This window comes from Microbacterium sp. WHRI 7836, from assembly GCF_040223885.2.
GTDB classification, from domain to species: domain Bacteria; phylum Actinomycetota; class Actinomycetes; order Actinomycetales; family Microbacteriaceae; genus Microbacterium; species Microbacterium oxydans.
Map to the genome: position 1 here is coordinate 558,536 of NZ_CP168171.1, position 17,775 is coordinate 576,310.

At 69.0% G+C, this 17,775-nt stretch carries 15 protein-coding genes; 13 read left to right on the forward strand and 2 right to left on the reverse strand.

Annotated elements, in window-relative coordinates:
* The first annotated feature begins 118 nt into the window (after window positions 1–118).
* The 3 genes from ABRP18_RS02670 to ABRP18_RS02680 all read left to right on the forward strand — a co-directional run bounded on the left by ABRP18_RS02670 (window position 119) and on the right by ABRP18_RS02680 (window position 2,301).
* Entirely contained in the window at window positions 119–934 is an 816-nt protein-coding gene (locus tag ABRP18_RS02670; RefSeq protein ID WP_349885486.1) for a MerR family transcriptional regulator, read from the forward strand.
* Between the two features lie 147 nt (window positions 935–1,081).
* The gene (locus ABRP18_RS02675) at window positions 1,082–1,456 is read left to right on the forward strand and encodes a hypothetical protein (RefSeq protein ID WP_046746508.1); all 375 of its coding nucleotides are present in this window, start codon (window positions 1,082–1,084) and stop codon (window positions 1,454–1,456) included.
* A 5-nt stretch (window positions 1,457–1,461) separates the two neighbouring features.
* Window positions 1,462–2,301: a nitroreductase family protein gene (locus tag ABRP18_RS02680; RefSeq protein WP_058631650.1), complete on the forward strand. Its 840-nt coding sequence runs from the start codon at window positions 1,462–1,464 to the stop codon at window positions 2,299–2,301.
* Here ABRP18_RS02680 and ABRP18_RS02685 read toward each other — a convergent pair.
* Window positions 2,270–3,796: an FAD-dependent oxidoreductase gene (locus tag ABRP18_RS02685; RefSeq protein ID WP_193762475.1), complete on the reverse strand. Its 1,527-nt coding sequence runs from the start codon at window positions 3,794–3,796 to the stop codon at window positions 2,270–2,272. The genes ABRP18_RS02680 and ABRP18_RS02685 overlap by 32 nt on opposite strands.
* Before the next feature lie 87 nt (window positions 3,797–3,883).
* Between ABRP18_RS02685 and ABRP18_RS02690 the strand changes: the two genes are divergently transcribed.
* The 9 genes from ABRP18_RS02690 (at window position 3,884) to ABRP18_RS02730 (ending at window position 14,153) form a co-directional block, all read left to right on the forward strand.
* On the forward strand, window positions 3,884–4,258 hold the full coding sequence (locus ABRP18_RS02690) for a CrcB family protein (RefSeq protein WP_141370632.1): 375 nt from the start codon (window positions 3,884–3,886) through the stop codon (window positions 4,256–4,258).
* Window positions 4,255–4,614, forward strand: coding sequence for a CrcB family protein (locus ABRP18_RS02695; protein WP_113681462.1), 360 nt, complete (start codon window positions 4,255–4,257; stop codon window positions 4,612–4,614). Before ABRP18_RS02690 ends, ABRP18_RS02695 begins: the two co-directional genes overlap by 4 nt.
* A gap of 175 nt (window positions 4,615–4,789) precedes the next feature.
* Window positions 4,790–6,058, forward strand: coding sequence for a sugar ABC transporter substrate-binding protein (locus ABRP18_RS02700; protein WP_349885487.1), 1,269 nt, complete (start codon window positions 4,790–4,792; stop codon window positions 6,056–6,058).
* 4 nt (window positions 6,059–6,062) lie between these two features.
* Window positions 6,063–7,022 (forward strand): carbohydrate ABC transporter permease, encoded by a 960-nt coding sequence (locus tag ABRP18_RS02705; RefSeq protein ID WP_179516322.1) that lies wholly within the window; start codon window positions 6,063–6,065, stop codon window positions 7,020–7,022.
* Complete coding sequence (locus ABRP18_RS02710; protein ID WP_017204308.1) at window positions 7,015–7,902, forward strand: carbohydrate ABC transporter permease; 888 nt, start codon at window positions 7,015–7,017, stop codon at window positions 7,900–7,902. Before ABRP18_RS02705 ends, ABRP18_RS02710 begins: the two co-directional genes overlap by 8 nt.
* Before the next feature lie 3 nt (window positions 7,903–7,905).
* Entirely contained in the window at window positions 7,906–8,961 is a 1,056-nt protein-coding gene (locus tag ABRP18_RS02715) for a LacI family DNA-binding transcriptional regulator (protein WP_349885489.1), read from the forward strand.
* Between the two features lie 42 nt (window positions 8,962–9,003).
* A complete protein-coding gene (locus tag ABRP18_RS02720) occupies window positions 9,004–10,185 on the forward strand; it encodes a Gfo/Idh/MocA family oxidoreductase (RefSeq protein WP_308431965.1) in 1,182 nt (393 codons plus the stop codon).
* Window positions 10,186–10,336: 151 nt separating this feature from the next.
* Window positions 10,337–10,924 carry a TetR family transcriptional regulator gene (locus tag ABRP18_RS02725; protein WP_349885490.1) on the forward strand — a complete coding sequence of 196 codons (588 nt, stop codon included), beginning with the start codon at window positions 10,337–10,339 and terminating at the stop codon, window positions 10,922–10,924.
* Window positions 10,925–10,940: 16 nt separating this feature from the next.
* Window positions 10,941–14,153, forward strand: coding sequence for an efflux RND transporter permease subunit (locus ABRP18_RS02730; RefSeq protein WP_179516323.1), 3,213 nt, complete (start codon window positions 10,941–10,943; stop codon window positions 14,151–14,153).
* Between the two features lie 158 nt (window positions 14,154–14,311).
* On the opposite strand, the gene ABRP18_RS02735 is transcribed toward ABRP18_RS02730, so the two are convergent.
* The gene (locus tag ABRP18_RS02735; RefSeq protein WP_349885491.1) at window positions 14,312–15,208 is read right to left on the reverse strand and encodes an aldose 1-epimerase family protein; all 897 of its coding nucleotides are present in this window, start codon (window positions 15,206–15,208) and stop codon (window positions 14,312–14,314) included.
* Between the two features lie 295 nt (window positions 15,209–15,503).
* On the opposite strand from ABRP18_RS02735, the gene ABRP18_RS02740 reads away from it, so the two are divergent.
* Window positions 15,504–17,735, forward strand: a complete 2,232-nt coding sequence (locus ABRP18_RS02740; protein ID WP_179516325.1) for a DEAD/DEAH box helicase — start codon at window positions 15,504–15,506, stop codon at window positions 17,733–17,735.
* Window positions 17,736–17,775 lie beyond the last annotated feature (40 nt).

Consider the following 17,775-nt stretch of genomic DNA (forward strand, 5'->3'; position numbering starts at 1 on the left):
CCGCGCGTTTTCAGCTGACATATCGCGACCGGAGCGTGGTTGACCTTGACGCTGCGTCAACTTCTAGAGTCGAGGTGTCGGGCAGAGTCGAGGGTGTTGAGCGAGGAACGGAGGGGCGATGGAGAACGGAGGGGCGATGGAGAAGGACGACTGGTCTATCCAGGAGATCGCGCGGCTGGCGGGTACGACGAGTCGCACGCTCCGGCACTACGACGAGGTCGGGCTGCTGCCGCCGTCGCGCATCGCGTCCAACGGCTATCGGCACTACGACGGGAACGCCCTCGTGCGTCTGCAGCGCATCCTGCTGCTGCGGGAGCTCGGACTCGGGCTGCCGCAGGTCGCGGAGGTGCTGGGATCGGCATCCAGCGCGGACGCCGGGGCGGTCGAGGCCTCGGCGCTCGAGACCCATCTCGCGCTGCTGCGCGACGAACAGACCAGGCTGGCGCGACAGATCGCGTCGGTCGAATCCACCATCACGGCATTGAGAGGAGGTGAGAACCTCATGGCAGAGAACATGTTCGACGGTTTCGACCATACGAAGTACAAGGACGAGGTCGAGGAACGCTGGGAGAAGAAGGCATACGCCGACAGCGACAGCTGGTGGCGCGGTATGACCGACTCCGAACGCGGCGAGTGGCAGAAGCGCGTGTCCGACCTCGGACGCGACTGGATCGCGGCGGCGGAGAGCGGCCTCGATCCGTCTTCCCGCGAAGCCCAGGAGATCGCGCGACGCCACGTGGAGTGGCTCACGGGCATCCCCGGCACTCCTGCGGCCGCGGCCGGAGGAGACGTCAAGGCGTACGTGATCGGCCTCGGCGAGATGTACGTCGCGGATCCGCGCTTCGGCGCGAACTATGCGACGTCGTCCGGCGGCACGCACGGCGCGGAGTTCGTCCGCGACGCCCTTCGCATCTACGCGGACGGCAACCTCTGAGTCGCCCCCCCTCCGGTCGCGATATGCCAGCCTCAGCCACGGTTTCGGCTGTCATATCGCGACCGGAAGTGCGTCGGGCCCGTACCGAACGGGCGCGCGGGGCGCAAGGGGGCGATCGCAGAGCAGCCCCGGGCGTAGGGTCGGGGCATGGCTCACGGACCCCGGCGCACGAATGCGGCGCCGCTGTTCGTCGCCGCGGCAACGGCGTACGGAGCGAACTGCGCTCTCGGCACGGCCGTCGCGGCGCGGGTCGTCGACACACGGAACTTCCGGTGGCTGCACCACCTGCTGTACATCGCCACGTGCCTCACGACCGGTCTGGCGCTGAGCGCAGCACTGTGGGGCCGCCCGCGCGGACAGAGTCGTCGCGCCGCACTCGCGTTGCTCCCCGTCGCCGCGCCGCTTGCGGCGATCCCGTATCTCGGCACGCACGGCCGACGGCACCCGGTGGTCGCCCTCACGGCCGCTCCCTTCATCATCGCGGGGCTGCTGCTCTCGCGGTCCACCGCCGACCGGAAGTGAAACGCATGGAGCTGCTCGACGCCATCCGCCGCCGTAAGACCACGAACGGCGCGTTCCTGCCCGACCCGGTCTCCGAAGAGCATCAGCGCATCCTTCTCGAGGCGGCGGGGCGTGCGCCGTCGCAGCTGAACAGTCAGCCCTGGCGGTTCGTCGTGATCGAGAGCCGGGACACGATCGAGCAGATCGCCCGCATCTCCGGCGAGAGCATGACCGAGGCGATGTCGAACGGCACCTTCTTCGAGCGCTACAAGCCGTACTTCCGCTTCAGTCAGGCCGAGATGGAGGAGAAGCGCAGCGGCATGCTGTTCGACAAGCTGCCCGCAGCGCTCCGACCGTTCACGAGCCAGGTGTTCACCAAGCGCGGCCAGACGCTGATGAACACGTTCGGAGTGCCGAAGACCCTCGGAGCCGAGAACCGGAAGCTCGTCGCGGGATCACCACTGCTGCTGGGCGTCATGCTCGATCGCAGCGAGTACCGACCGGGACAGCTGTCGTCGTTCTACTCGGTGTTCAGCATGGGCGCGGCGATGGAGAACGTGTGGCTCACGACAGTCGAGCTCGGCATGGGCATCCAGTTCATCTCGTTCCCGATGGAGGTGCCGGGGCGTTGGGACGAGATCGTCGAGCTGCTGCGCGTGCCCGACGACCTCGAGCTCATGGCCGTCTACCGGCTGGGCTACCTGCCGCCGGAGCAGCGTCGTCCTGCGATCGACTGGTCGAGCAGCCAGCGCAAACTCGTGTCGCAGTACGTGTTCCGCGAGAACGGGGACACACCGCAGCAGGGGTGGGACGGCCCGCCCCCTTCGGCCGACGTCACTCCGGGTCCGCCGACGACAGCGGGGTGAGGTCGCGGAGCGCCGGACCCTCGATGCGCGTCCCGTCCGGGGCGAAGCGCGATGCGTGCAGGGGGCAGTCCCAGGTGCAGTCCGCGTCGTTCCAGCTGAGGACTCCGCCGAGGTGCGTGCACACGGCGCCCACCGCCCGGGTCACGCCGTCGACGGTGGAGATCGCGACCGGACGCCCCGCGCGATTCGCGACCACCCCTTCGCCCTCCGCGGGCTGAGGGACCGGCGTGCGGCGCCGTTCCGCGTCCACCCACCCGGAGGCGAGGGCGGCAGCGACCTTTCCGCCCTCCACGGCGCCGCGACCGAGGTCGGCGGGAACCGTCAGGCGCGTGCCGATCGTCGTGACCCAGGTGGGGCGATCGCGCCGCGGTGTGCCGAGAATCTCGGAGGTGAGGCGCTGGGCCGCGGCGGGCGCATTGGACAGACCCCACTTGGCGTAGCCGGTCGCGAAGCGGATGCGGCCGAGGCCACGGGGCATCGACCCGACGAACGGGATGAGGTCGTGCGACTCGTAGTCCTGTGCCGACCACCGATGCGTCTCCTCGGCACCGGGGAAATGCAGCTGCGCCCAGGCGACGAGGTCCTCCACTGCGGCCGCCTCGCTGTCGGACCGGCCGACCGGATGGCCGTTGCCTCCGACCACGAGCCGGGCTCCGCTGCCTGGGCCATCCGCCACCGTCACGGGACGGATCGACCGGGTGGGTCCGTCGACCGAGAGGAACGTGCCCTCCGGCACATCGCCGGGAACCCGGAACGACACGCAGTACGACCGCAGCCCCCGCACCTTGGCGAAGTAGAGCCCGCGGTCCGTGATGGGCGTGCCGGTCGCGAGCACGATGTGTTCGGCGAAGAGCGGTCCCTGTGCGGTGTCGACGCGCCCGGCGAACGCCTTGGTCCCCGTCGCCCTGACGCCTGTGTGCAGAGTCCCGCCCGAGGCGAGCAGCTCCGCGGCCAGCGCCACCGCGACGGCGACGGGATCGATGGCGACCTGATCGTCCAGCGCCACTGCGGCCGCCACGGGGAACGGGGTGGGCGGGAGCTCGGTGGGCGACAGCACCCTGGCCGGCAGACCCGCCTCACGAGCGGCGGCATGCTGCTCGTCCACCGTGTCGATGCCGTCAGGGCCCTGGGCGTAGGAATGGTCCGTGTGGCGGGTGAACGGAACACCCGAGAGCTCGGCGAATGCGAGCAGCCATTCCATTCCCGAGCGGTTGGCATCCACGTAGGCGCGCACGAGCTCTGCCGGATGGTGTCGACGGATCGTCGCGAGCTGCGCGCCCTGCAGCAGGGACAGCTTTCCGGTGTTCGCACCGCTGGCGAGCTCGGCGATCCCGCCGGCGTCGATCACCGCCACGTCGAGGCCCGCTCTGGTGAGCATGACCGCCGTCGAGAGCCCGGTGAGCCCCGCGCCCACGATCACGACGTCATGGCGCGCGCCGGACTCGAGAGGTGTTCCGGTCGGCAGGGTCCGGTCGAACTTCCACAGGGGATTCATGCGCTCAGTCAACGCGGCGCGCATCCCGGTATCCACCGCCTTGACATCCGGACGGTCCGCTGTCAGGCGGCGACTACAGTGGCGGACGTGAACCTTCGCCGCATCCTCCTGGTCGCCGCCGGCGGCACGGCGGGAACTGCGGCACGGCTCGGGCTGGGGCTCATGCTGCCGGATGTCGGGGGCTTCCCCGTGGCCGTGCTGGTCGCCAACGTCGTCGGGGCCCTCCTGATCGGACTGCTGGCCGCGCGCCTGCCCGCCACAGCCGAGCTCCGACTCGCGCTCGGCACCGGCGTGCTCGGCGGCTTCACCACCTACAGCGCCTTCATGACGGGCACCCTCTCCCTGTGGGCGGACGCGCCTGTCATCGCCGTCGCCTATGCGGTCGGCAGTCTCACGCTCGGGCTCGCCGCGGCGGCTCTGGGACTGCGTCTCGGTCGGCCGCGCGCAGGAGGGGCATCGTGAGTCCGCTCCTCTTCATCGGTGCAGCGCTCGCCGGAGGGGTGGGCGCGGTGCTGCGCTACCTCGTCGATCTCGGGGTCGCCCGCTTCACGGGCCGCCGTTTCCCCTGGGGCATCCTCCTCGTCAACCTCAGCGGCTCGTTCGCGCTCGGAGTCGTCGCCACTGCGCTGCCCGACGCGGCCTTCCTCCTCGGGGCGGGGCTGCTCGGTGGGTACACGACCTTCAGCACGGCGATGCTCGACACGGTCGCCCTGTGGCGTGACGGAGAGCGCCCGGCGTCGGCCTTCAACGCGGTCGGGATGCTGTTGCTCGGTCTGCTCGCCGCGGCTCTCGGTCTGGCTCTCGGTTCCGTTCTGTAGTCGTCGGGCCTTCCCGCATCGCGCATCCGCCCCCGCGATCGGGCCATTCGCGCGATTCGAACGACTCGATGGTTGCGGGGGTGTCAGCCTCGGGGTACTCTCCTTGTTAATCGATTAGCGCTAAACGATTAACAACCGTGAATCCGCGCACCGTGCACTGTCGAAGGAGACACCGATGCCCCGTACGACCCGCCGCGCTCTCGGCGCCATCGCCGCGTCAGCCGCAGCCGTTCTCGCCCTCAGCGCCTGCTCGTCCGGAACCGGGGGAGGGAGCTCGGACGGCGAGGTCACCCTGAGCTACGCCATCTGGGACGAGAACCAGAAGCCTGCGATGGAGGACATCGCCGCGGCGTTCACGAAGGAGCACCCGAACGTCACGATCGACATCCAGGTCACGCCGTACAAGGAGTACTTCACCAAGCTGCAGACTGCCGCGACCGGTGGTTCGGCGGCCGACGTGTTCTGGATGAACGGCCCGAACTTCCAGCTGTACGCCTCGAACGGTCAGCTCGCTCCCCTCGACGACGGCGGGATCGACGCGGCCGACTACCCGCAGGGCCTGATCGACCTCTACACCTACGACGGGAAGCTCTACGGGGCACCGAAGGACTTCGACACCGTCGCCCTCTGGTACAACAAGGCGCTGTTCGACGCGGCCGGGGTGGGATATCCGTCGGCGGGCTGGACGTGGGACGACTTCTCCGCCGCGGCCGCGAAGCTCACCGATCCTGCCACGGGGCAGTTCGGAGTCGCGGCAAGCCAGTACGGGCAGGAGAACTTCTACAACTCGATCGCGCAGGCCGGTGGTGAGGTGATCTCCGCCGACGGCACGAAGAGCGGCTACGGGTCGCCCGAGGCACTCGCCGGTATCGAGCTGTGGACCGACCTGATCGCCGCAGGATCGTCGCCCACGGCGCAGCAGATGACCGACACCAACCCCGAGGACTTCTTCCTCTCCGGCAAGGTCGCCATGTTCCAGAACGGATCGTGGGCGGCCATCGCCTACGCGGACAACGCCGACATCGGCGGCAGCGTCGACGTGGCCCCGCTTCCCGCCGGAGCAGAAGGCAACCAGAGCGTGATCCACGGCGTCGGCAACGTCGCCAATGCCAAGAGCGCGCACCTCGCCGAGGCCAAGCAGTTCGCCGAGTTCGCCTCCGGCGAGCAGGCGGCGAAGATCCAGGCCGAGACCGGCACCGTGATCCCCGCCTTCGACGGCACCCAGCAGGCGCGGGTCGATGCGTTGCCGCAGTACGACCTGCAGGTCTACATCGACGCGCTCGACGACGCCGTCCCCTACCCGGCATCGAAGAACACGTCGGCCTGGACGAGCATCGAGAGCGAGGTGCTCTCGCAGGTCTGGTCGGGGGCGGTCGCCCCGGAGGAGGGTCTCCAGGACCTCGCCGAGCAGATGCAGGCGGCACTGGACGCCGAGCAGGAGTGATCGCATGACCGTCATCGCGCCACGCGCGGTCGAGACGGCGGGGCGGATGCCGGCGACCCCGGCATCCGCCCCCCGCCGCCGTCGACGGAGCCCAGCGGCCTCGGCCTGGTGGGCGCTGGTGTTCCTCGGCCCCACCGCCCTGGGCATCGCCGTCTTCTACCTCTGGCCGACCGTCCGCACGCTCATCATCTCGTTCACGAAGTCCGGCCCGTTCGGAGGGGCCGAGTGGGTGGGCCTCGACAACTACACGCGCCTGTTCCAGGACCCCGAGCTGATCGGAGCCCTGCGCAACACCGCGATCTACACGGTCATCGCGCTCATCGGCATCCCGCTCGCCGTGGGCATCGCCGCCCTGCTGAACACCACGGGGCTCAAGGGCCGCAGCGCCTATCGCACGCTGTACTTCATCCCCGTGGTCACCATGCCCGCGGCGATCGCGCTGGTCTGGCGAATGATCTACAACGGCGATTACGGCGTGCTGAACGCCGCGCTCGCCGCCGTCGGCATCGAGGGGCGCAGCTGGCTCACCGATCCGAACACGGCCCTGATCGCGATCGCCGTCGTCGGCATCTGGGCGGGACTCGGCACGAACATCGTCATCTTCCTCGCCGGGCTCCAGGGCATCCCCGACACGATCATGGAGGCGGCCGACCTGGATGGCGCCGGTCCCGTGCGCAAGTTCTTCTCCATCACGATCCCACTGCTGTCGCCGTCGATCTTCTTCGTCAGCGTCATCAGCGTGATCGGGGCGCTGCAGGTGTTCGACCTGATCTACATGATGCTCGGACGCAGCAATCCCGCGATGCCGAACACCCGCACCGTCGTCTACCTCTTCTACGAAGCGGGGTTCCTCGACAACGACCGCGGCTATGCGGCCGCCGTGGCCTTCCTGCTGCTGGTGATCATCCTGATCCTCACGATCGTGCAGTTCCGTCTGCAGAAGAAGTGGGTGCACTATGAGTGACGTTTCCCTCGACACACGCGCCATCGTGGGCGCGAAGCCCGCGCGCTCCGGGGCGGGGAAGCCCAAGAACCGCGGTCTCTGGATCGTGCACCTCGTGCTCCTCGTCGGCGCAGTGCTGATGGTCTTCCCGTTCGTCTGGCAGCTGCTCACCTCGTTCAAGACGCTGTCCGACTCGGTGCAGGTGCCGCCGTCGTTCCTGCCGCGCGAGTGGGTGTTCACCAACTTCGCCGAGGTGTTCGACTCGATGCCGTTCGCGCAGATGTTCCTGAACTCCGTCTGGCTTACGGTCGGGCGCACGGTGGGTCAGGTGGTGCTCTGCACCATGGCGGGCTATGCGTTCGCGCGCATCCCGTTCCCCGGTCGCAACGCCCTGTTCGTGGTGTTCCTCTCGGTGCTGATGGTGCCGTCACAGCTGTACCTGCTGCCGCAGTACGAGATCATCCAGTCGCTCGGCTGGCTCAACACGCTGCAGGCGCTCATCGTGCCCGGCATCTTCAGCGCCTTCGGGACCTTCCTGATGCGACAGTTCTTCATGTCGATGCCCGCCGAGCTCGAGGAAGCCGCACGCATCGACGGCGCGAATCCGTGGCAGACCTTCTGGCGCATCATGGTTCCGCTCGCGAAGCCTGGCATCATCGCACTTGTGGTGTTCACTGTGCTGTGGTCCTGGAACGATCTGCTCTGGCCGTTGATCGTGACGACCGATCCCGCCAAGATGCCGCTGTCGGTGGGCCTGTCGCAGCTGGTCGGCATCCACGGCACGGACTATCCGGTGCTGATGGCGGGCGCGCTGCTGGCGACGCTGCCGATGCTGGTGACCTTCATGGTGCTGCAGCGACAGTTCATCCAGGGCATCGCGTTCAGCGGATCGAAGGGCTGAGACATGGCGAAGAGCGAGCACCAGGCGCCCCGAAGGCCGACGCTGCGGATGGTCGCCGAACGGGCGGGAGTGTCGACGGCGACGGTGTCTTACGTGTTCTCCGGTCGGTCGGGGACGAACGGGGCCGGTGTCGCCGAAGCCACGGCGGCGCGGGTGCTGGCGGCCGCCGACGAGCTGAACTACCGACCGAACAGCGCGGCCCGGGCGATCCGCACCGGACGCAGCGGCATGGTGCAGCTCTCGCTGCACATGCTGAGCGACCCGTGGTCCCTGGCGGTGGCCGATGCCGTGAACGCCGAGGCGAACAGGCACGGGCTCACCACGCTGATCCTCGCCGACGGCGACTGGCACGCGGCCCTCGACCGGGTCGAGAGCGACGTAGCCTACCTCGACGGCGTGGGTCTCGACGATGCGGCGCGGAAGAACCTCGCCGACCTCGTGCGCCGCGGACAGCGCCTCGTGGTGTTCTCCGAGCATCTCGACCCGGACGGCTTCGACGTCATCCGCTCCGACGCGATCCCCGGTTGCGAGATCGCGATGGATCATCTGCTGGAGACGCACACCGCGATCGGGTGCATCGCCGCGGAGGGGGCGGTGCGCCTCGCCGACGAGCAGATCACCCGCTACACGCCGTATGTCGAGAAGCTCGCTGCCGCCGGCATCGTTCCCGATCCTGCGTGGACGGTGACCTACGCCGACACCCAGGCGAGCGCCTTCACCGCTGCGGTCGAGCTGCTGTCCGGCGAGAACCGGCCGCATGCCGTGTACGCCACGACCGACTTCGCCGCAATCGCCACGATCAATGCCGCGCACATGCTCGGCCTCCGCGTGCCGCACGATGTCGCGGTGGTGGGGGTCGGCAACACCCCGGACGCCCGCCTGATCGCGCCGACCCTCACGACCGTCGGTCCGACCGACTTCTACGAGCGGCAGGCGCGCATCATCGTCGACCGCGCTCTCGAGACCGACCCCACACCGGGGCGTCTGCACGAGTTCGCATGGACGCTCTTCCCCGGCGGATCGACCGACCTCGACGCCCCCGCCCCGCGGGCCCGTTGACCTCGGCATCCCGCACAGACTCATCACACAAGAAGGACCATCGTGGATCTCCAGATCGGCATTATCGGCTTCGGCGCGCGCTCCACCCTGCAGGAAGAGGTGCATCGACCGGGGCACGGCTCGCGCATCTCCGCCGTGTGCGACCTCGCCCCGCGTGCCCGGGAGGACGCCCGCCTGCTCGTGCCGGACGCGCTCATCACCGACTCGCTCGACGAGCTGCTCTCCTCGGGCGTCGACGCCGTCATGGTGCTCACCCCCGACGACACGCACGCCGCGCTCAGCATCCGCGCGCTCGAAGCCGGCGTGCCCGTGTTCTGCGAGAAACCCCTCGCGATCGACCTCGCCGACGCCGACCGCATGCTCGAGACCGCACGCCGTACCGGCACCGGGCTCTACATCGGCCACAACATGCGGCACATGCCCGTCATCACACTGATGCGCGGGCTGATCCAGAGCGGCCGCATCGGTCAGGTCAAGGCCGTCTGGGTGCGCCACTTCGTCGGGCACGGCGGCGACTTCTACTTCAAGGACTGGCACGCCGACCGTCGCCGCACCACCGGGCTGCTGCTGCAGAAGGGCGCCCACGACATCGACATCATCCACTGGCTCGCGGGTGCCTACAGCGAGCGGGTCTCCGCGATGGGAGCGCTCAGCGTGTACGGCGACATCACCGACCGGCGCGACAGGACGGGGGAGCGGATGCCCGACTGGTTCAGCATGGACAACTGGCCGCCGACCGCGCTCACCGGCCTGCACCCGGTGGTCGACGTCGAGGACATCTCGATGGTGAACATGCAGCTGGAGGGCGGGATCTTCGCGTCATACCAGCAGTGCCACTTCACGCCCGACTACTGGCGCAACTACACCGTGATCGGCACCGAGGGTCGCATCGAGAACTTCGGCGACGTGGCCGGCAGTGAGGTCAAGCTGTGGAATCGGCGTCATGCCGGAGCGGCGGCGGCCGACGAGACCTTCATCGTCCCGGAGGTGCCAGACGCCGGGCACGACGGTGCGGACGCCCTGCTCGTCGCGGAGTTCCTGCGCTTCGTGCGGCACGGCGGACTCACCGAGACGTCGCCCGTCGCGGCCCGCGAGGCCGTCGCCGCCGGCATCCTCGCCACCGCGTCGCTGCGTGGCGACGGATCGGCGATCGAGATTCCGCCGTTGGATCCCGAGCTCGTCGCCTACTTCGAGCGCGGGCAGGTCGAGGCCGCGCTGGTCTGAACCCACCCGTCTTCGAATCGCGCAACGGGGGGCATCGGCGGCCCAGATCGAACCATGTGCGCGATTCGAAACGCTGGGGCGACGCCCCTCCCAGCGCCCTCACATCCGGAAAATGTACAAACGTACATGTACGGATGTCCAAGGGGGCGGGATGAGGCACGGGGAGCGTCGGCGACGTGACCCTGAGGCGCGCCGTCGGGACATCGTGACCGCGACCGCCGAGCTCATCGTCGAGGTGGGTGCCGAAGCGGTCACACACCGTATGGTGGCCGCGCGTGCCGGGGTGCCTCTCGGGGCCACCACCCAGTACTTCGACACCCTCGACGACCTCAGGGCTGCCGCGTTCCGCGCCCTCGCGGAAGAGGTCGATGCCCGCCTCGACGGAGTGCGTCAGACCATCGCCGAACGCGGCGACAGCCCCGACGTCATCGCCGCGCTGGTGTTCGAGAGCATGGACGACCATCACGCCGTGCAGGCCGACCGTGCGGTGGTCACCGCCGCCGTGCACGACCCCCGCCTGCGCGATCTCGCTCGTCATCTGTCGGACCGCCTGGTCGATCTGCTCACGCCCACCTATGGCGAAGACCGTGCCAGAGCGGCGATGATCTTCATCGACGGCGTCATGTGGAGCACGCAGATCCGCGACGACCGCCTTGCCCAGTCCTTCATCGAGTCCGCACTGGCGCGGATCCTCGGAGATTCCGTCTCCACCCCCTCCGCAGCGACAGCCACACCCTGACACCGAGGAAACCGCCTTGTCGAAACTCGCCATCCTGAGCCTCAAGAACCGCGCGCTCATCGCGCTGATCACCATCGTCGCGGCGGTGTTCGGCGGCCTCGCGCTCACGAACCTCAAGCAGGAGCTCATCCCCTCGCTCGAGCTGCCGGCGCTCGTCGTCATGACGACCTACCCCGGCGCATCGCCCGAGGTCGTCGAGAACGACGTGTCCACCCCGGTGGAAGCGGCGATCCAGGGCGTCCCCGGCCTGGAGTCGACGACGGCGACGAGCACCACGAACGCGTCGATCGTGCAGGCGATGTTCGCCTACGGCACGAACCTCGCCACGGCAGAGCAGAAGATCCAGCAGGCGATCAACCGCATCTCGTCCCAGCTGCCGGAGGATGTGACGCCGCAGGTGCTGTCGGTCTCCATCGACGACTTCCCCGTGATCCAGGTGGCCGTCACCGGGTTCGAGGACGCGGACAACGCCCAGGCCCAGCTCGAATCCGTCGCGATCCCCGAACTCGAAGACGTCGACGGCGTCAACGCGGCCGAGATCGTGGGCGGGGTCGGTCAGCGCATCAGCATCACGCCCGACGTGGCGAAGCTCGCTGCTGCCGGCCAGAGCACCTCGGCGATCAACGACGCACTCGACCAGAACGGCACGCTGTTCCCCGGTGGCGACATCACCGAGAACGGTCAGACGCTGACGGTGCAGACGGGCGCGAAGATCACCTCGGTCGAGGAGATCGCCGCCCTTCCGCTGGTGGGCAGCGACGTCACGATCGGCGATGTCGCGACGGTCGTGCAGGAGTCCGATCCCGTCACCTCCATCTCCCGTGTCGACGGCAAGGATGCGCTGTCGATCTCGATCACGAAGCTCCCGGCCGCGAACACCGTGGAGGTGTCCAACGGCGTGATCGCCGCGCTCGACACGATCGGCGACGCCTTCCCGGACGCGACCTTCACGGTGATCTTCGACCAGGCGCCGTTCATCGTGCAGTCGATCGAGACGCTCGCCACCGAGGGAATGCTCGGCCTGGTGTTCGCGGTGCTCGTGATCCTCGTCTTCCTGATGTCGGTGCGCTCCACCCTCGTCACCGCGATCTCGATCCCCACCAGCGTGCTCATCACCTTCATCGGGCTGCAGGCGTTCGGCTACTCGCTGAACGTGCTCACCCTCGGTGCGCTCACGATCGCGATCGGTCGAGTGGTCGACGACTCCATCGTCGTGATCGAGAACATCAAACGTCACTACGTGGGCGATGCCGACAAGGGCGATGCGATCCGCCTCGCGGTGCGCGAGGTCGCGATGGCGATCACGGCGTCCACCATCACGACCGTGGCGGTCTTCCTGCCGATCGTCTTCGTCGGCGACATGGTCGGCGAGCTCTTCCGGCCGTTCGCGATGACCGTGACGATCGCGATGGTCGCCTCGCTCCTGGTAGCCCTGACGATCGTGCCGGTGCTCGCCTACTGGTTCCTCAAGCCGGGCAAGCCGTTGCTCGACGAGCACGGCGACGCGATCGACCCAGAGCACCCCGACGCTCCGCCGACGTGGCTGCAGCGGCAGTACCGGCCGATCCTGGGCTGGACGCTCAAGCACTCCGGTGTCACGGTGATCCTGGCGGTCGTCGTGCTCGGCGCCACGCTCGCCGCAGCGCCGCTGATGAAGGTCAACTTCCTCGGCGACTCCGGCCAGAACACCATGACGATCACGCAGGACCTCGGCCCGACGGCGAGTCTGCAGGCCAAGTCGGATGCGGCGGTGGCGGTCGAAGACGCCCTGCTCGACATCGACGGCATCGAGCACGTGCAGGCCTCGATCGGCACCAGCGGTTCGGCGCTCAGCGACGCCTTCTCGGGCGGTGCGGGCGTCACGTACTCGGTGCTCACCGATTCGAACGCCGATCAGGAGAAGCTCCGCGCGGATGTGCAGGATGCGATCGACGGCCTCGGTGACGAGGTCGGGGATGTCGCGGTCTCGGCCTCGGCCGGCTTCGGATCGAGCGACATCGAGATCACGGTCAGCGCCTCGGACTCGGACGACCTCCAGACGGCGACCACCGCGCTGGTCAAGGAACTCGACGGGAAGGACGGCGTCGGCCAGGTGAGCGACAACCTCGCCGCGTCGCTGCCGTACATCGCCGTCGTGGTCGACCGGGAAGCCGCCGCGCAACGAGGACTCTCGGAGGTCGCGGTCGGTGCCATCGTCTCGGGCACCATGCGCCCGCAGCAGGCCGGATCCGTCGAGATCGACGACACCGCGCTGACGGTCTACATCGTGACTCCGAACCCACCGACCACGGTCGATGCGCTCAAGCAGCTCACCATCCCGACGCCCGCCGGCATCGTGCAGCTGCAGGACATCGCGACCGTCGAGCAGCAGAACGGACCCACCTCGATCACCACGGAGCAGGGCCGTCGTACTGCGACGATCACCGTGCCGCCGGCGTCCGACAACCTCGCCACGGCCACGCAGTCGGTGAACACCGCGCTCGCGGCGGTCGACCTGCCCGACGGTGCATCCGCCGAGGTGGGCGGTGTCGCGTCCCAGCAGGCCGACTCGTTCTCGCAGCTGGGGCTGGCGATGCTCGCGGCGATCCTGATCGTCTACGTGGTCATGGTCGCGACCTTCAAGTCGCTGCGCCAGCCGCTGCTACTGCTCATCTCGGTGCCGTTCGCGGCGACCGGGGCGATCCTGCTGCAGATCATCACGGGCGTGCCGCTCGGCGTCGCGTCGTTGATCGGCGTGCTGATGCTCATCGGCATCGTGGTGACGAACGCGATCGTGCTCGTCGACCTCGTGAACCAGTACCGGGAGAAGGGTCTGTCGACGATCGAGGCGGTCAAGGCCGGTGGGGAGAAGCGTCTGCGGCCGATCCTCATGACCGCGCTCGCGACGATCCTGGCTCTGACTCCGATGGCGCTCGGCATCACGGGCCACGGCGGCTTCATCTCGCAGCCCCTCGCGATCGTCGTGATCGGCGGCCTGATCTCGTCGACCGTGTTGACGCTGATCGTGCTGCCGACGCTGTACAACCTCGTCGAGGGTGCCAAGGAGCGCCGCGCTGCCCGCAAGGCCGGGGGCTCGGATGCCGGTGCAGCGCCCGCTCCGGACGCCCCGACCGATCCCGCCGCACCTGCCGCCGCGACGGGCCCCGGTTCCCCGGTGCTGATCGACGCGTCCGGCCTGCCGCACGCGCCGCAGCTCACACGGCGTGAGCTGCGGGAGCGCGGGGAGTAGAGCACGCTCCCGGCTCCGTCCGGCCGAAACGGAGACCATGTGTGCCGCGCCCGGCGAGTCCCCATCCGACTCGCCGGCCGGGCGTCATTCGGTCTCCGTTTTCGCGGAGGATGCTCGCGAAGGGAGTGTGGGGCTGTCGCGGAGAGAGTGTGGGGCTGTCAGCTCAGGGTGATGCCCCAGTGCAGGGTCCAGGTCTCGTCGGGGTCGAGGCGCCGGATGCCGAGGCCGCTGTTCAGCGCATCGGCGGGCGCGGTCATGGGTTCGATCGCGACGGCCAGGCTCTGTCCGGGATAGGCGGGCGTGGTGTACACCTGCACGTAGTCGAAGCCTTCTCCCTGCCAGAGCGTGACCTGTCGGCCGTCCGGTGCGGTGAGGGAGTGACGGACGATTCCGTCAGCGTCGCGGGTCAGGTCTGCGAAGCCGGTGTCGAGGGAGACATCGCCGAGGCGTGCCCCTTCTCGCAGGGTGGCGTCGGCCGGTCGGGTGCCGGTCGGCAGCATCCGCTCGTCCGTTTCGATGGCGGTCTCCGCGGGGATCCGCAGGACGAGGTCGCGCGGATCGACGTCGCCGATCGTGACGAAGGGGTGGGTTCCGAGAGCGACCGGGGCTGGGCCGGTCGAACGGTTGGTCAGGGTGTGCACGACATCGATGCCGTCGGCGGTGAGGGTGTATGTGACGGCGGTCTCGATCAGGTACGGGTATCCGGTCTGGGGCACGATCGTCGCGCGGAGCACCGCTGCCGTCTCGGTCTGGGCGACCTCGTAGGCGGTGAAACGCAGCAGGCCGTGGCTCGCATTGCCGAGTTTGGGCTCCGTGATGGCGAGCTGTCTGACCGTACCCGCATCGTCCCATCGGCCATCACGCACCCTGTTCGGCCACGGGGCGAGGACCACTCCGGAGCACGATGGGGTCGGAGAGTCCTCAGGATACGGCGGCACGAGGTCGACGCCCCCGATGCGCAGCGAACGGAGGGAGGCGCCGACCTGAGCGATCTGGGCCGTGACGTCGCCGAGCTGCAGGGCGATCTGGGTGCCGGTGGGGGAGACGGAAATCACTCCCTCAGCGTAGAGGCACCCGGTCGGCACCGGGGGTCTGTGCGGTCTCTCAGGAGCGTCGGCTACACTTGAACGGTCGGCTTCGGACACCCGCGCGTTGGCGCGGACGTTTTATGTGTGTGAAGTGTGAGTCCAGGGGCCGATGGTGAGCGTCGATCGACGCAAATCAACCATCACATGAATGGCCCCGGCCGCTGACAGTCCGGAACCCCGCTGGTCGCATCCGACCACGCGCTGGGTGCTCGCGCGTGTGCGCGGCGCTGTTCTCGTGCGAGAACACAGAAAGAACACCGCAATGCCGAAGAACAAGAAGCCCCGCGGCGGGCGTCCCGCCGCCAACTTCGAGCCGCGCTACGGCGCCAAGAAGACCTCCTTCCACGATCGCCACAACGGCGGGCCCGCCCGCGACGGTGCGCGCGATGAGCGCGGTGGACGCGCGGATGCCGGTGACCGCCGCTCCGCTCCCGCCGCAGGCGGATACGACCGTCGTCCGGGCAGCCGCAGCGCCGGTCACCGGGGCTACCGCCCGGCCGAGGCCGAGGGCGGTGCTCCCAAGCAGCGGTGGGGTGCGTCCGAGCGCGCAGGCCGCGATGAGGCCCGCGCGATTCGCAACCGTGCCGAGTCCGGGCGCCGTGAGGCTCCGCACCACCGCAACGACGACCGCTCCGAGCGCCCTCGCTACAACGACCGTCCCAGCGCCGGCGGCCGTTTCGACGACCGTCCGCGTCGCGATGACCGTGGCGGACAGCGTCCGACCGGCCCCGGCACCTACCGTGACGACCGTGGCGGAGACCGCCCCCGGTATGACCGTGACGACCGTGCGCGTCGCGACGACCGCGGTGCCGGCACCCAGCGTCAGGGCTTCCGCGACAACGACCACCGCGATGGCGGACGTCCGGTTCGGGACGATCGCCGTGGCGGCGAGCGTCCCCGCTTCAACGACCGCGGCAACGACCGTCCCCGGTTCGAGCGCGACGAGCGTCCGCGGCGCGACGACCGCAGCTTCGACCGCACCCGCTCGAACGACCGTGGCGCCGAGCGCCCCGAGCGTTCCTTCGACGCCGACCGCGCACGTCGTGCTTTCGACCGCGACCGCACCCAGCGTTCCTTCGAGGGTGGGCGCGAGCGTCCGTCGACCGGCGGCGCCTACCGCACCGAGCGTCCCCGTCCGCTGACCTCGGACACCCGTGGCCGCCCGGCACGCAATGAGCGCCCGAGCCGCAACGACTGGAATGCCACCAGCCGTCCGGCCTCGACCGGAGCGAAGTTCGCGCCCGGTGACGATGTCGTCCACGAGCGCCTCGAAGCGAAGTCCGTCGCGGCCGTCGAGGTCGATGGTGTGACGTTCGGCGATCTGGGTCTCGGCTCGAACATCGTCGAGACACTCGTCGGAATGGGCGCTGCGACGCCGTTCCCGATCCAGGCCGCCAGCATCCCTGCCGTGCTCGCCGGTCGCGATGTGCTCGCCCGTGGCCGCACCGGCTCCGGCAAGACCATCGCCTTCGGCGCACCGCTCGTCGAGCGTGTGCTGCAGTCGCAGGCCGGCAAGCGCCGTGAGTTCGGACGTTCGCCGCGCGCGATCATCCTCGCTCCGACCCGCGAGCTCGCGCTGCAGATCGACCGCACCATCCAGCCGATCGCGCGCAGCGTCGGCCTGTTCACCACGCAGATCTACGGTGGTGTGCCGCAGGGCCGTCAGGTGGGTGCGCTCAAGAAGGGCGTCGACATCGTGATCGGCACCCCCGGTCGCATCGAGGACCTCATCAACCAGGGCAAGCTCGACCTCTCCGACTGCCGCATCGCGGTGCTCGACGAGGCCGACCACATGTGCGAGCTCGGGTTCGTCGAGCCCGTGCAGCGCATCCTCCGTCACACCGCGGAAGGCAGCCAGAAGCTGCTGTTCTCGGCGACGCTGGACCGCGAGGTCGCCGCGCTCGTCGACGAGTTCCTCGTCGACCCGGCCGTCTACGAGGTCGCCGGTGAGGACCAGGACTCCTCGACGATCGAGCACCGCGTTCTCGTGATCGAGCACCGCGACAAGGCCGACATCCTCACGTCGCTCGTCGACCGCGACGGCAAGACGCTCGTGTTCGCCCGCACCCGCGCCTACGCCGACATGCTCGCCGAGCAGTTCGACGACGCCGGGATCCCCGCCGTCTCGCTGCACGGAGACCTGAACCAGGCCAAACGCACGCGCAACCTGGAGCGGCTGACCTCGGGTCGCGTGAACGTGCTCGTCGCCACGGACGTCGCCGCCCGCGGCATCCACGTCGACGACATCGACCTGGTCGTCCAGGCCGATGCGCCCGACGAGTACAAGACGTACCTGCACCGCTCGGGTCGCACCGGTCGTGCCGGTCGCTCGGGTCGCGTCGTCACGCTGATCACGCGTCAGCGTCAGCGCCGCATGACCGAGCTGCTCGATCGCGCCGAGATCGACGCCCCGTTCGAGAACGCCCGTCTGGACGACGACGTGATCGAGGAGATCGCCGGTCGCGTGCCGACCGCGGCCGACCTGACCGCCTGAGTCTCCTTCACGAAGGCCCCGTCCTGCGCTCGCAGGCGGG